This is a genomic window from Dactylosporangium sp. CS-033363 (assembly GCF_050942475.1).
Taxonomy (GTDB): Bacteria; Actinomycetota; Actinomycetes; order Mycobacteriales; family Micromonosporaceae; genus Dactylosporangium.
The window spans coordinates 6,898,781-6,911,853 of sequence record NZ_CP192032.1 but is presented as its reverse complement, the minus strand read 5'-3'; the positions used below and the strand labels follow the sequence as shown (position 1 = coordinate 6,911,853).

At 73.2% G+C, this 13,073-nt stretch carries 12 protein-coding genes; 9 read left to right on the top strand and 3 right to left on the bottom strand.

Features of this window, described 5'->3' with window-relative positions; all coding sequences use genetic code 11:
- Positions 1-188: 188 nt before the first annotated feature.
- Entirely contained in the window at positions 189-1,610 is a 1,422-nt protein-coding gene (locus tag ACQPZ4_RS31975; RefSeq protein WP_433043699.1) for a glycosyl hydrolase, read from the top strand.
- A 1-nt stretch (position 1,611) separates the two neighbouring features.
- On the opposite strand, the gene ACQPZ4_RS31970 is transcribed toward ACQPZ4_RS31975, so the two are convergent.
- On the bottom strand, positions 1,612-2,541 hold the full coding sequence (locus tag ACQPZ4_RS31970) for a hypothetical protein (RefSeq protein WP_433043696.1): 930 nt from the start codon (positions 2,539-2,541) through the stop codon (positions 1,612-1,614).
- Positions 2,542-2,646: 105 nt separating this feature from the next.
- Between ACQPZ4_RS31970 and ACQPZ4_RS31965 the strand changes: the two genes are divergently transcribed.
- Both ACQPZ4_RS31965 and ACQPZ4_RS31960 read left to right on the top strand, forming a co-directional pair.
- Positions 2,647-3,891, top strand: coding sequence for a GAF domain-containing sensor histidine kinase (locus ACQPZ4_RS31965; protein ID WP_433066739.1), 1,245 nt, complete (start codon positions 2,647-2,649; stop codon positions 3,889-3,891).
- A 75-nt stretch (positions 3,892-3,966) separates the two neighbouring features.
- On the top strand, positions 3,967-5,934 hold the full coding sequence (locus ACQPZ4_RS31960) for a putative bifunctional diguanylate cyclase/phosphodiesterase (protein WP_433043693.1): 1,968 nt from the start codon (positions 3,967-3,969) through the stop codon (positions 5,932-5,934).
- Here ACQPZ4_RS31960 and ACQPZ4_RS31955 read toward each other — a convergent pair.
- Entirely contained in the window at positions 5,931-7,232 is a 1,302-nt protein-coding gene (locus ACQPZ4_RS31955; protein ID WP_433043690.1) for a hypothetical protein, read from the bottom strand. The genes ACQPZ4_RS31960 and ACQPZ4_RS31955 overlap by 4 nt on opposite strands.
- Before the next feature lie 35 nt (positions 7,233-7,267).
- Between ACQPZ4_RS31955 and ACQPZ4_RS31950 the strand changes: the two genes are divergently transcribed.
- The 5 genes from ACQPZ4_RS31950 to ACQPZ4_RS31930 all read left to right on the top strand — a co-directional run bounded on the left by ACQPZ4_RS31950 (position 7,268) and on the right by ACQPZ4_RS31930 (position 11,171).
- Positions 7,268-8,110, top strand: coding sequence for a phosphotransferase (locus ACQPZ4_RS31950; protein ID WP_433043687.1), 843 nt, complete (start codon positions 7,268-7,270; stop codon positions 8,108-8,110).
- Positions 8,111-8,119: 9 nt separating this feature from the next.
- Positions 8,120-8,950: an LLM class F420-dependent oxidoreductase gene (locus ACQPZ4_RS31945; protein ID WP_433043684.1), complete on the top strand. Its 831-nt coding sequence runs from the start codon at positions 8,120-8,122 to the stop codon at positions 8,948-8,950.
- Positions 8,947-9,375, top strand: a complete 429-nt coding sequence (locus tag ACQPZ4_RS31940; protein ID WP_433043681.1) for a TIGR03668 family PPOX class F420-dependent oxidoreductase — start codon at positions 8,947-8,949, stop codon at positions 9,373-9,375. Before ACQPZ4_RS31945 ends, ACQPZ4_RS31940 begins: the two co-directional genes overlap by 4 nt.
- Positions 9,376-9,472: 97 nt before the next feature.
- Positions 9,473-10,240 carry a dienelactone hydrolase family protein gene (locus tag ACQPZ4_RS31935; RefSeq protein WP_433043679.1) on the top strand — a complete coding sequence of 256 codons (768 nt, stop codon included), beginning with the start codon at positions 9,473-9,475 and terminating at the stop codon, positions 10,238-10,240.
- Positions 10,230-11,171 (top strand): cation diffusion facilitator family transporter, encoded by a 942-nt coding sequence (locus ACQPZ4_RS31930; protein ID WP_433043677.1) that lies wholly within the window; start codon positions 10,230-10,232, stop codon positions 11,169-11,171. The genes ACQPZ4_RS31935 and ACQPZ4_RS31930 overlap by 11 nt, the downstream gene beginning before the upstream one ends.
- Here ACQPZ4_RS31930 and ACQPZ4_RS31925 read toward each other — a convergent pair.
- On the bottom strand, positions 11,135-12,397 hold the full coding sequence (locus tag ACQPZ4_RS31925; protein ID WP_433043675.1) for a PKD domain containing protein: 1,263 nt from the start codon (positions 12,395-12,397) through the stop codon (positions 11,135-11,137). The genes ACQPZ4_RS31930 and ACQPZ4_RS31925 overlap by 37 nt on opposite strands.
- Positions 12,398-12,556: 159 nt before the next feature.
- Between ACQPZ4_RS31925 and ACQPZ4_RS31920 the strand changes: the two genes are divergently transcribed.
- Entirely contained in the window at positions 12,557-13,063 is a 507-nt protein-coding gene (locus ACQPZ4_RS31920) for a sigma-70 family RNA polymerase sigma factor (protein WP_433043672.1), read from the top strand.
- Positions 13,064-13,073: the final 10 nt, after the last annotated feature.

Genomic DNA, 13,073 nt, shown 5'->3' with positions numbered 1-13,073 from the left:
GGCCGCGGCAGCCGGGCTGAGTCCGCAGCGCGGGCCAAGCCCCCGGCGGCCGCGGCAGCCGGGCTGAGTCCGCAGCGCGGCCCCCCGGCGGCCGCCGCAGACATCGGTTGACTTAACTGTCTTTAGCTGCCTTACTCGGTTCAGCTGACGTTCAGTAAGAGCGTCGGCGAACTGAGGAAGGAGTATCCGTGCGCAAGGCTTTTGCCGCGTCGGCGATCCTGCTCGCCGCGCTTACCGGCGCCATCACGGCCGCCGCGCCCGCCAGCGCCGCGCCGCCGACCGCCGGCGGGACCGCCACCGCCGCCGACGTCGTGAACTATCTGCAGAGCATCACCGGCCGGTCGATCATCTCGGGGCAGCAGGACGGGCCCAGCTCCGCGCCCAACACGTGGCAGCAGAAGGTGCACGACATCACCGGCGTGTATCCGGGGGAGTGGGCCGGGGACTTCGCGTTCGAGCAGAACGACATCAACGCCCGGCCGACCGTCATCGCGCAGGCCAAGTCCGTCTGGGCGGCCGGGAGCATCCCGGCGCTCGTCTGGCACATGTGCCCGCCGACCGTGGGGCAGTCCTGTCACTGGGACTACGGGACCGGGGCCATCGAGTCGAAGCTCACCGACGCGCAGTGGAGCGAGCTCGTGACCGACGGCAGCTCGCTCAACACGGCGTTCAAGCGGCGGCTCGACGAGGCGGTGCCGTACCTGCAGGACCTGAAGAACAACGGGATCCCGGTGCTGTTCCGGCCGCAGCACGAGATGAACGAGGGCTGGTCCTGGTGGGGCGGGCGGCCCGGGGCGAACGGGAGCCGCAAGCTGTACCAGATCACCCACGACTATCTCGCCGGCGTCAAAGGGCTGTCGAACCTGGTGTGGGTCTGGAACCTCAAGGACGTCGCCGGCGGGGAGAGCCACGTGGCCGACTACTGGCCGGGAGCGTCCTATGTGGACGTGGCCACCCTCGACGCGTGGGTGAACAAGCAGCCGACGCAGGCCTGGTACAACGCGATGCTCGGGATCGCCGCCGGCAAGCCGATCGGGCTGTCCGAGGTGGGCACCGTGCCGACGCCGGAGACCATCTCCGCGCAGCCGCGGTGGACGTTCTTCAGCGTCTGGATCAGCTGGCTGACCGATCCGGCGTGGAACACCAACGACGCGATCAAGCGGACGTACTACGACCCGCGCGTACTGCACCGGGGCGACATCCACTTCGGCGGCGGCACCACCACCCCGGGCGGAACCGGGCCGGTCAAGGGGCTGGCCGGCAAGTGCCTCGACGTCGCCGCGTCGGGCACGGCGAACGGGACGAAGATCCAGCTGTACACCTGCAACGGCACGAACGCGCAGAACTGGACGGTCGGTTCGGACGGCACGCTGCGCGCGCTCGGCAAGTGCCTGGACGTGGCCGGCGGCACCAACGCCAACGGCACCAAGGTCCAGCTGTGGGACTGCGTCGGCAACGGCCATCAGCAGTGGTCGCGGGCCGGGCAGACGCTCGTCAACCCGGAGACCGGCAGGTGTCTGGACGTGACCGGGCAGAGCAGCGCCGACGGCGCCCAGATCCAGATCTGGGCGTGCAACGGGCAGACCAACCAGAACTGGGTGCTGCCCTAGCCTAGCGGGACAGCCGCCGGCGGTGGGCGAGCGATCCGCCCACCGCCGCGGCCAGGGCAACCGCGGCGAAGATGACGAGCGCCGGCCGCGGATCGTCCCCCTTGGCGGGCGCTACCGCCGCAACGGCCGGGGCGCTCGGCGCGGGCGACACGAGCGCCGGTACGGCCGGGGCGATCCGCGTGATCGCCCCGGTCCGCGCATCGGCGGCGTACAGCACGCCCGGCGCCGCCGCCACCAGCGACCCGGTGCACGGCCCCGGCGTCGGCGCCGGCTCGGGAGCGTCGCCCGCGGGGAAGCGGCGCACCGTGCAGCCGTCGCCCGCGTACAGCGTGTCCGAGGCGTCCACCGCCAGCGCCCGCGCCCCGCTGGAAGCCACCGTCAGCCGGGTGCCGATCGGCGTCAGTTCGAGGATCTGCGCGCCGGTGGCGACGAACAGGTTGCCGTTGTGGTCGGCGACGAGCGCGGTGGGGTGCGCGACCTGGGCGTACCGGACGGGCTTGCCGTTCGCGACCCGCCACACGGCGGCGGCGTCGGCCCAGGAGACGGTGCCCTCGTCGTCGACGGTCACGGCCAGGACCGCGGCCTTGCCGACGGCGGCCACGGCCCGGGTGCCGTCCGGGGCGAACCGGAGCACCCGGCCCGCGCTCGTGCCCACGTAGAGGTTGTCCTGCGCGTCGACGGCCAGCCCGGACGGCCCGGCGATCTGGTCGGCGAACAGCGCCGGCCGGCCGTCCGCGCCGATCGTCATGATGCGGCGGCGCTGCGGGTCGGTCACGAACACGGTCCCGTGGCTGTTCACGGCGATGTCGTGGGCGCCGGGCACCGTGCCGACCGACGTCACCACCTCGGCGGCGCCGGCCGGGGCGGGGACCGGCAGGGCCGCGAGCACGCCGAGCCCGGCGCCGATCAGTGCCGCCCGCAGTCTGTACATCCCGCCGCCTCCCTCAAAGCCAGTTCCTGAGGATCAACGATCGAGCGATATTTCGGACATGTCAGAAATGTCCGTGGGAAGATCAGCAGTGATGGAGGGTAGGTGATGGAAGCCGAGCGGGAGGCCGCACGACTCGCCGCGCTGTACGCGACCGCGGTGCTCGACACGCCGCCCGAGGCGGACTTCGACGACATCGCGCTGCTCGCGTCCGACATCTGCGGCACCCCCGTCGGCATGGTCAGCCTGGTCGACGGCGACCGGCAGTGGGCGAAGGCCGGCGCCGGCTGGGACGGCTCCCCGCAGACCCCGCGCGAGCTCTCGTTCTGTGCGCGCGCGATCGAGCACGCCGGCATCTTCGAGATCGGCGACACGGTGGCCGATCCGCAGTACGCGGACAATCCGCTCGTTACCGGCGAGGGTGTGCGGTTCTACGCGGGTGCGCCGCTCGTGCTGCAGGACCGGGACGGCGCCGCCGACGGGCCCGGGCTGCCGATCGGGACCGTGTGCGTGCTCGACCGCGAGCCGCGCCACCTGTCCGAGCAGCAGCGGCGGGCGCTGCTGTCGCTGGCCCGGCACGCGGCCGCGCACCTCGAACTGCGCAGATACGCGCGCGACGTGACCACCGCGGCCGACCGGTTGCGCGAGCTCGAGCGGATGAAGGACTCGTTCCTGGCCAGCGTCGGGCACGAACTGCGCACGCCGCTGTCGTCCATTCGCGGCTACCTCGAACTCCTGCTCGACGGCGACGACATGTCCCCGGACACGGCGCGGCAGTTCCTGTGCGTCATGCAGCGCAACGCCGACCGGCTGCTGCGGCTGGTGGAGGACCTGTTGCTGGTGAGCAGCCTGCAGCAGCGCGACGGGCTCGCCCTCGACCTGCGCACCGTCGACCTGGCCGAGGTGGCCCGGGCCACGAGCGCGGAGAGCCGCCCGCTGGCCGCGTTCCAGCAGATCGCGATCGTCGAACGGCTGGAGACGGCCGCTCCGGTCTGCGCGGATGCGCACCGGCTCGGGCAGGCGCTCAGCCGGCTGCTGTTCAACGCGCTCAAGTTCACCCCGGCGGGCGGCACGGTCACGGTCGGCGTGACCGCGGAGCCGCTGCCGACGCTGACCGTGACCGACACCGGCGTCGGCATCCCGGCGGCGGACCTGCCGTTCGTGTTCGACCGCTTCCACCGCTCCAGCACCGCGGACGAACTGTCCACCCAGGGCTCCGGCGTGGGCCTGACCATCGTCAAGGCGATCGTCGACGCGCACGGCGGCACCATCGCGGTGGCCAGCAGCACCGGCCCCGACTCGGGCACTGTGGTGAACGTAACCCTGAAGGCGGCCGCCGAAGACTGCGCCTGACCGAACGTCAGGTCGGCGTCGGAGCTGCCGATATCCGTACCGGCTCGAACAACTGCGAGACGGGGAGGACCGCGCATGGGCGCGCACCGGGTACGGCGGGCAACCGCGGCCGGCCTCACCGTCGTCGTCCTCGCGCTCGCCGCGCTCAGCACCGTCGGCGTCATGCGCACCCGCCGCGCCGCCGACACCGTGACCCGGGCCACCGCGCTGGCCGCCGCGTACGAGCACGCGCACGACGCCGTCGCCGCCGAGCAGCTGGCCGAGCAGCACTACCGCCTCGACCCGGGCCCCGATGTGCGCGCCGACCACGCCGAGGCCGCCGGGACCCTGCGCACGGCGCTCGACGACGTGTCCGCGCGCGGCGACGCCGGCGACCGCGCGCTCGCGCAGCGGGTCCGGGCGCTGCACGACGAGTACCTGGCCGCCATGAACAGCCTGTTCGCCGCGGTCGACGGGGCGGACGCGGCGCTCGTCGCGCGCATCGACGCCGACTTCACCGACCCGGTGTTCGATCAGCTCACCACCATCGTGCGCACCGCGAACACCGCCCACGCGACCGAGGCCGCCGACGCCGTGGCCGAACTGCGCCACACCGAGTCGATCGTGTTCACCACCACGACCCTCGGCTTCGCGGTCGGCCTGGTGCTCATCACCGGCTTCGCGCTCGTCGCCGCCGGCTACCAGCGCCGGCTGCTGCGCCAGGCGGCCGAGAACGAGCGGCAGGCGCTGCACGACGCGCTCACCGGCCTGCCCAACCGCATCCTGTTCGCCAAGCGCGCGGAGGCGGCGCTGGCCGACCCCGACGCGGCGGTGTCCGTGCTCATGCTCGACCTCGACCGCTTCAAGGAGGTCAACGACACCCTCGGCCACCAGTACGGCGACGAGCTGCTGCGCCAGGTCGCCGCCCGCTGCACCGGCGCGCTGCGCCCCGGCGGCGAAGGCAGCCCCGGCGATCTCGTCGCGCGGCTGTCCGGCGACGAGTTCGCGGTGCTGCTGCCGGGAACCCGCACCGACGAGGCGGCCGACCTGGCCGCGCGCCTGCAGCAGGACCTGCACCGCAGCTTCATCCTCGGCGACGTGACGGTCGACGTCGAGGCGAGCATCGGGGTGGCCGGCGCGCCCGGGGACGGGCACTCGGCCGACGCCCTGCTGCGCTGCGCCGACATCGCCATGTACGTGGCCAAGGAGGCCAAGAACGGCGTCGCGGTGTACCGCCCGAGCATGCACACCGACGACAGCAGCCGCCTGCTGTTGCTGGGCGACCTGCGCCGCGCCCTCGAGGCGACGGACCAGCTGACCCTGCACTACCAGCCGAAGGTCCGGCTCGACGACAACGGCCTCAGCGGCGTCGAGGCCCTGGTGCGCTGGAAGCACCCGACCCGCGGCGCGATCCCACCGGCGGAGTTCATCCCGGTCGCCGAGACGACGGGCCTCATCAACCGCCTCACGTTGTACGTCCTGAGGCTCGCCCTCACGCAGGTCCGCGACTGGCAGGCGGCCGGCCTGGCCATTCCCGTCGCGGTCAACCTCTCGCCCCGCTGTCTGCTCGACGCCGAGCTGGTCCGGCACGTGACGGGCCTGCTGGACGAGCTGGCGGTCCCGGCGCGCCTGCTGCGCCTGGAGGTCACCGAGTCGGCCGTGATGGCCAACCCGGCCCAGGCCACCGCGACCCTCACGGAGCTGCACGACCTCGGCATCCACCTGTCGATCGACGACTACGGCACCGGCTACTCCTCGATGGCGTACCTCAAGCAGCTCCCGGTCGACGAGCTCAAGGTCGACCGCACCTTCGTCCAGCACATGCACATCGACCAGGACGACGCCATCCTGGTCCGCGGCGCGATCGAGCTGGGCCACAACCTGGGCATGACCGTCGTCGCCGAGGGCGTCGAGGGCACCGCCCACGCCGCGGCCCTGCTGCGCCTGGGCTGCGACATCGCGCAGGGCTACCACTACGCCCGCCCCATGCCGGGCGGGGACATCGAGCAGTGGCTGCGCACCCACACCGCCACGAGCGCCATGCGGGACCTGGCCGAGGCCTAGAAGAGCTCGGCCTCCAGGTCCGCGGGGCACTGCCACAGCTCGTGGGTGAGCCGGACGTTGCTCGCGGTCCAGATCATGCTCAGCCGCGGGGCGCCGTCGTGCGTGTCGAGGCCCACCATCGGCTTGGACTGCTGGTTCATGCCCTTCAGCCCGAACAGCGCGACCGGCTCCCCGCCGGGCCGCTTCGCCGCGCGGCGCTCGTCCTGGTGCACGTCGTACGCCGCCGCGAGCCGCCACGGCGCACAGAGCTGCAGCTGGTCGTACAGCCGCTTCACCCACGTCTCGGCGTGCTGGGCCAGGCCGTAGGAGATGGGGTAGCCGGCCAGCAGCGCGGTCAGCTCCTCGTCCAGCTCGACCCCGCACCGCGCGAGGGCCTCGCCGATCGCGAACCGGTCGAGCAGGTCCAGCACCGGGCGGGCACTGGCGGCGTCGGGGAGATTCCACGGTACAAGCGAAGGCTCTTGGCTTGTCCAGAGCCAGGGCAGGCGGTCCCAGCGGTGGTCCTGGTTGGCGCCGATGAGCCCCTCCAGGCCGACCACCAGCTCGTCGTCGAGCGACCGCACCGCCAGCCAGGGGCCGCGCCGGCTCAGCCCGGGCCCGTAGCCGGCCAGCGCGACGACGGCGCTCTTGAGGTAGCGGCCGTTGCGGTCCCGGGGGAAGTTGAACGCGAGCCGGGCGTCGTCGAGCGCGCCGAGGTCGCGCGCGATCGCGGAACGCTGCTCCGGCGGCAGGTCGGCCCCGATGCTGAGCCGGCGCACGCGCGGCGAGGAAGCGGCCGCCCGGCGCGCGGCGGCGACCCGGATGCGCAGGGAGCGTCGGCGCTGCGGGGCCGGCTTCGGCGGGGTGACGCGGAGCATGTCGCGGTACCCGTGCCACAACCGCACCGCGTCGACGACGGCCTGCTCGTCCCGCGCGAGCCGGCGCGGCGCCCACACCGCGCCCGACGAGTCGGTGGCCCCCTCCAGCAGCGTCACCTCGAACAGCAGTTCGCCGTCGGCGGCGGTCAGGTCGTGCTCGATGTCGACGTCGCGGGTCCAGGTGTGCCCGTCGGCGGACAGCCCGCCCTCGCCCGGCGGCACCAGGCGGCGCGCGGCGACCACGGTGACCTGCATCCGGCCGGTGCCGTGCGGCTCGTCGACGACCAGGCCGGTGAGCTCGCTGGGCACCTTGCCGTAGAAGTCGTACGTCGGGGTCAGCGACCCGAACGCGGGCTCGATCCCGGCCTCGCGCAGCGCCGCCCACACGCCCGCGAGCTCCAGGCGGCGGCGCCGCTCGTGCCGGTCGACGGCCTCTGCCACGGGCGTCATCCTGCCACAGGCCGTAGCGTGGACGCGTGGGTGATCTCGATGCCTGGCTGCGAAGCGTGCTGCCCCGCGAACGGATCGTCGAGCGGCGGGAGCTGACCGGCGGCTACAGCAACCTCAACGAGCTGCTGCGGACCGAGCGCGGCCACCGGTACGTCCTGCGCCGCTATCGGGGCACCAACGCCTGCGCCAAGGAGGCCGCCCTCGCCGCCCGCCTGGCCGGGATCGTCCCCGTGCCGGAGGTGGTCGCGGCCGACCCGGATGCGGGCGTGCTGCTGTCCCGGTTCGTCCCGGGCGTCCCGATCGCGCTGGAACCGTTCGCCGTCGGGGAGACGCTCGCCCGGATCGGCTCCGTCACGTTCCCCGGGCCCGGTTTTTTCCAGGCCGCGCTTGTACCGGATGAGTCCGAGCCAACCGCCGGTCTCGACGCGTGGGTCGACCGCTGCCTGCGCGAGGGCAACGCCGACGGTCACCTGAGCGCGGCCGAGCGGGCCCGCCTGCTGCGCTATGCCGCGGACGCCACCGGCGACCTGCGCGTGCTGGCCGGCGCCCGGCAGCTCGTGCACGCCGACTACAACCCGAAGAACCTGATCGCCGGCCCCGGCGGGACGGTGGCGGCGGTGCTCGACTGGGAGTTCGCGTACAGCAGCAGCCCGCTCTTCGACGTCGGCAACATGCTGCGCGATCCGCGCCCGGACGGCTTCGCGGAGGCGTTCGTGGCCGGGTTCGCCGCGGGCGGCGGTGAGCTGCCGCCGAACTGGCGCGAGCTGAGCCGGGCCCTGGACCTGTACTCCCTGGCCGACTTCCTCACCCGCCCCGTCGCGCACCCCTACTTCGCCCGGGCGATCACACGCATCCGCGCGCTGGGGTAGCAATGGGGTATGGACTTCGGAGTCGGCTATTTCCCGACGCACAACGCCATGGCCCCCGGGCCGGTCGCCCGCCTGGTCGAGGAGCGCGGGCACAGCGCGCTGTTCTTCGCCGAGCACACCCACATCCCGGCCGCGCGGGAGACCCCCTACGAGGGGGGTGAGCTGCCGCAGCGGTACTGGCACACGTACGACCTCTTCGTCGCGCTCACGGCGGCCGCGGCGGCGACCGGCCGGCTGCGCGTCGGCAGCGGGATCTGCCTGCTCATCCAGCGCGACCCGATCATCACCGCGAAGGAGGTGGCCTCGCTCGACCAGCTCTCCGGCGGGCGGTTCGAGTTCGGGGTCGGCGCCGGGTGGAACCGGGAGGAGATGCGCAACCACGGCACCGACCCGCGGGTGCGCATGAGCGTCCTGCGCGAGCGGGTCGAGGCGATGAAGGCGATCTGGGCCGAGGAGGAGGCTTCGTACCACGGGAAGTACGTGAACTTCGACCGCATCTGGTCGTGGCCCAAGCCGGCGCAGCGCCCGCACCCGCCGATCCTGGTCGGGGGCACCGGGCCGACCGTGCTCGACCGGGTGCTCGCGTTCGGCGACGCCTGGTTCCCCAACTACGACGAGAGCGTGTTCGACCGGATCGAGGAGCTGCGGGCGAAGGCCGAGCGGAAGGTCGACGTGCACGTGCTGTCCGCGCCGGCCGATCCGGCCGTGCTGGAGCGGCTGCACAACGCCGGCGTCGTGCGGGCCAACCGGTGGATGCCGTCCGGGCCGCGGGCGACCGTGGAGCGGGGGCTGGACGAGTGGGAGCACGCGATCGCCGTCTTCGCCGGTGAGGCCTCGTGACGAGTCTGGACGAAACGGAGTCGCGGCGGCGGTTCGCCGAGGCCCGGGTCGCCCATCTGGCCACGGCCACGCCGGACGGGCGGCCGCACGTGGTGCCGATCGTGTTCGCGCTGGACGCGGACACGATCTACCACGGGGTGGACGCCAAGCCCAAGCGGCACACGGCGCTGCGGCGGCTGGCCAACCTGGCCGCCAACCCGCGGGCGGCGGTGCTGGTCGACCACTACGACGACGACTGGTCGCAGCTGTGGTGGGTCCGCGCCGACGGCAGCGCGCGGGACGTGCGGCCGGACGCGCCGGAGGGGCTGATGGCGGTGGATCGGCTGCGGCAGCGGTACCCGGCCTTCTCACTGCGCGGCGGCCTGGTGGCGATCGACGTGACCAGGTGGACCGGGTGGGCGGCGGCCTCGCCGTCGCTCTTGTAGCCATGTCGTTGCCTTGTCGCCATAGGGCCTACGAAATACACCACACGGCACGAGCCACCTGGCGGCGGGTGAACCGCCGGGCCGTAAAGTGCGGATCATGACCGACTTCTCCGCGGCACACCGGCAGCTGGTCGACTCCGTCGCCGGCCCCGACGGTGCCCGGCTCGACGAGACCGTGGTGACCTACGAGCACGACGGCGCCCCGATGGAGGGCTACTCGGTGCACGACGCCGCGGTGGCCGGACCCAAGCCCGCCGTGCTGATCGTGCACGACTGGACGGGCCTGCGGGAGTACCCGAAGGCGCGCGCCCAGATGCTCGCCAAGCTCGGCTACTTCGCGTTCTGCGCCGACATCTACGGCACCGGACGGCGCTTCGACGACCACGAGGGCGCGGCCGCCGAGGCCGGCAAGTACTACGGCGACCTGGCCCTCATGCGCGCCCGGGTCCGCGCCGCCTACGACGTGCTCGCGGCCAACCCCGAGGTCGACGCGAGCCGGATCGTCGTCACCGGGTACTGCTTCGGCGGCTCGGCCTCCCTCGAGTTCGCCCGCACCGGCGCCCCGCTCGCGGGCACCGTGTCCTTCCACGGCCGCCTGGTCACCCACGACCCGGCCGAGGTCGGCCTGATCAACGGCCCGGTCCTGGTCCTCACCGGCGGCGCCGACCCGGTCGTGCCCGACGAGTCGATCGCCGCGTTCCAGGCCGAGCTGCGCACCCGCCCCGACCTCGACTGGCAGGTCAACACTTACGCGGGGGCCGAGCACGGCTACACCCTCCCCGAGGGCCCGTACCACGCGGCCGCGGACCGGCGCAGCTGGCGCGCGTTCGAGGCCTTCCTCGAGGAGGTCTTCCATGGCGGCTGAGGGCGGCAGTACCCGCGCGGTCGTGACGGCGCTCGCGGCCAACCTGGGCATCGCGGTCAGCAAGGGCGTCGGCGCGGCCATCACCGGCTCGTCGTCGATGCTCGCCGAGGCCGTGCACTCCCTCGCGGACACCACGAACCAGGCCCTGCTCCTCGTCGGCGGGCGCCGGGCCAGGCGGGCCGCGGACGAGCAGCACCCGTTCGGCTATGCCCGTGAGCGGTACATCTACGCGTTCATCGTCTCGATCGTGCTGTTCAGCCTGGGCGGCCTGTTCGCGCTGTACGAGGGGTACCACAAGATCCTGCACCCGGAGGACCTCGAGAACCCGATCGTCGCCGTGGTCATCCTGGTCATCGCGATCGGCCTGGAGGGCTACGCGCTGCTCACCGCGGCGCGCTCGGCCAACGAGACCCGCGGCAACCGCACCTGGTGGCAGTTCATCCGCCACGCCAAGGCCCCGGAGCTGCCGACCATCCTGCTCGAGGACGCCGGCGCGGTCACCGGCCTCGTCGTGGCCCTGCTCGGCGTCGGCCTGTCGGTGCTCACCGACAACGCGATCTTCGACGGCATCGGCACGCTCATCATCGGCCTGCTGCTGGTGGCGATCGCCTGGATCCTCGCCCTGGAGACCAAGAGCCTGCTCGTCGGCGAGTCGGCGTCGAAGGCGAACATCGCGCGCATCCGCGAGTCGCTGCTCGCCGAGCCGCTGTTCGACCGGGTCGTGCACCTGCGCACCATGCACCTCGGCCCCGACGAGTTGCTGGTGGCGGTGAAGGTGACGGTCGCCGAGGGCACCGTGGCCGAGGCCATCTCGGAGGCGACCAACAGCGCCGAGGCCCGCATCCGGGCGGCCGTGCCGATCGCCACGCTCATCTTCGTCGAGCCCGACATCTATCAGCCGGCCGGCGGGAGCAGCCCGATCCTGCCGTGATACTCCCCGCCGAGGCGGTCCGTGTCCGAGCCGACCAGTAGCCCGGCCGCACACGGCACCAGGACGCCGACCCCGACGCCGCGGCTGTGCGTGGGATTCCACGCCAGCGCGGCGCCGGTGGCCGGGTCCAGCGCGGCGATCCCCGGCCGCTCCACGGCGCCCGGCCCCTTGCTCTTGTGCCCCTTCGGGTTGTCCATCCACTGCATGTGCCCGCCGACGTAGACCGCCGCCCCGGTGATGGCCACCGTCCAGAGCGTGTTCCCGCCGGTACGGTTCACCCAAACCGGCTTGTGGTCGCCGCTCCCCGCGGTCTCGAACCGCGCCACGCTGTCGCACATCCGGGTCGGCCCGGACATCCCACCGGTCGCGGTCACGGCGAGCCAGGTCCCGTCGGGCGCGAGGTCGACGCCGCGCAGATAGCTGTCGTACAGCGTGTTGCACCGCCCCGCGTACGCGTCGCTCGACCACCCGGCCAGCCGCGGCGCCGGCGCGAGGTCGGCCACGACGACCTGGGTGCGGCGCTGCCCCTGCGCCGAGTCGAACGCCCCGACCGCGGCGAGCTTGGTCCCGTCCCCGCTGACCGCGACCCGCTCGACCTTGACGAGCCCCCGGTCCCGGCGCGCCAGCTTCAGATCGAGCGCGGCGTCGGCCGCTCCGGTGAACGCGTCGACCCGCGCGAGCCCGACCCGGTTGAGCCCGCCGATCTTGGTGAAGGTCCCGCCGAGGTACAGCCACGCCCCGTTCGCCGCGAGCGAACGTATCTGTCCCTTTCCGGCCGTGGCGCCGAACCCGGCCACGGTCGTGCCGCTGGCGGCGTCGACCTCGACCAACCCGGTGCGCGCCTGCCCGTTCACCCGCGCAAACCGGCCGGCGACGAAGACCCCATGCCCGTCGGGCGCCGCGGCGAGGGCCTCCACGGGCCCGTCCAGGTCGGGCGCGGCGTCGAGCACCCGCCCGGTTCCGAGCTCAAAGGCGAAGACATACCGCCGCTTGTACTTGATGCTGCCCGACGAGTCCGCCACCTTCGTGAAGTCCCCGCCGACGACAACGGTGGACCCGACGACGGCCATCGCGTTGACCGTCCCGTCGAGCACGTTGGGCGTCCACGCGGCGGGCTTCTCGCTCACCACCCCGCGCTGCCCGACCCCGGCCGCCGCGGGCCCCGCCCCGGCCACGGCAAGCAGGAGCACGACGATGGCGATCAGGCGGCGGCGCTTCGTGGACACGCGATCTTCAACGACGCTTCCCGGACCTGAGTCACGCGCCGCTCGGCCACACCTGCGCACGCGGGTCCGGATATTTCGGCGTCGGGGTGTGCAACCGTGCGGGGCGGGTTGCGCATCTCAGTCAGTCGACAACCGACGACGAGCGGGGGAGGGGAGCGAGTGTCGCAGGAGGAGGCCCGGGCCGCGGTGGCCGAGGCGTACCGGGCGCACTACCGGCGCCTGGTGGCCGCCGTGTACGCCGCGACCGGTGACTTCGCGGGGGCCCAGGACGCCGTGCAGGAGGCGTACGCGGCGGCCATGGACCGGCCCGCCCGCTTCGCGGCGCTGGAGGATCCGCAGGCCTGGCTGCGGGTGGTCGCGCTGAACGCGGCCCGGCAGCGGTGGCGGCGGCGGCAGGTGTTCGACCGGCTCGTGCGGCTGGGCCGCGTGCCCAAGGAGCCCGGACCGGCCCCGGCGCTGACCGGCGATCGCGTCGACCTCATGCGCGCCCTGCAGAGCCTGCCCCGCCCGACCCGGGAGGCGATCGTGCTGCACCACCTGTTCGACCTGACCGTCGAGCAGGTCGCCGAGGAGCTGGGCACCCCGGTCGGCACGATCAAGGCCCGTCTGACCCGCGGCCGCGCCCGGCTCGCCGGTGTTCTGCAACCCGATCCCGCCCACAGCTGAGGAGGCCTCG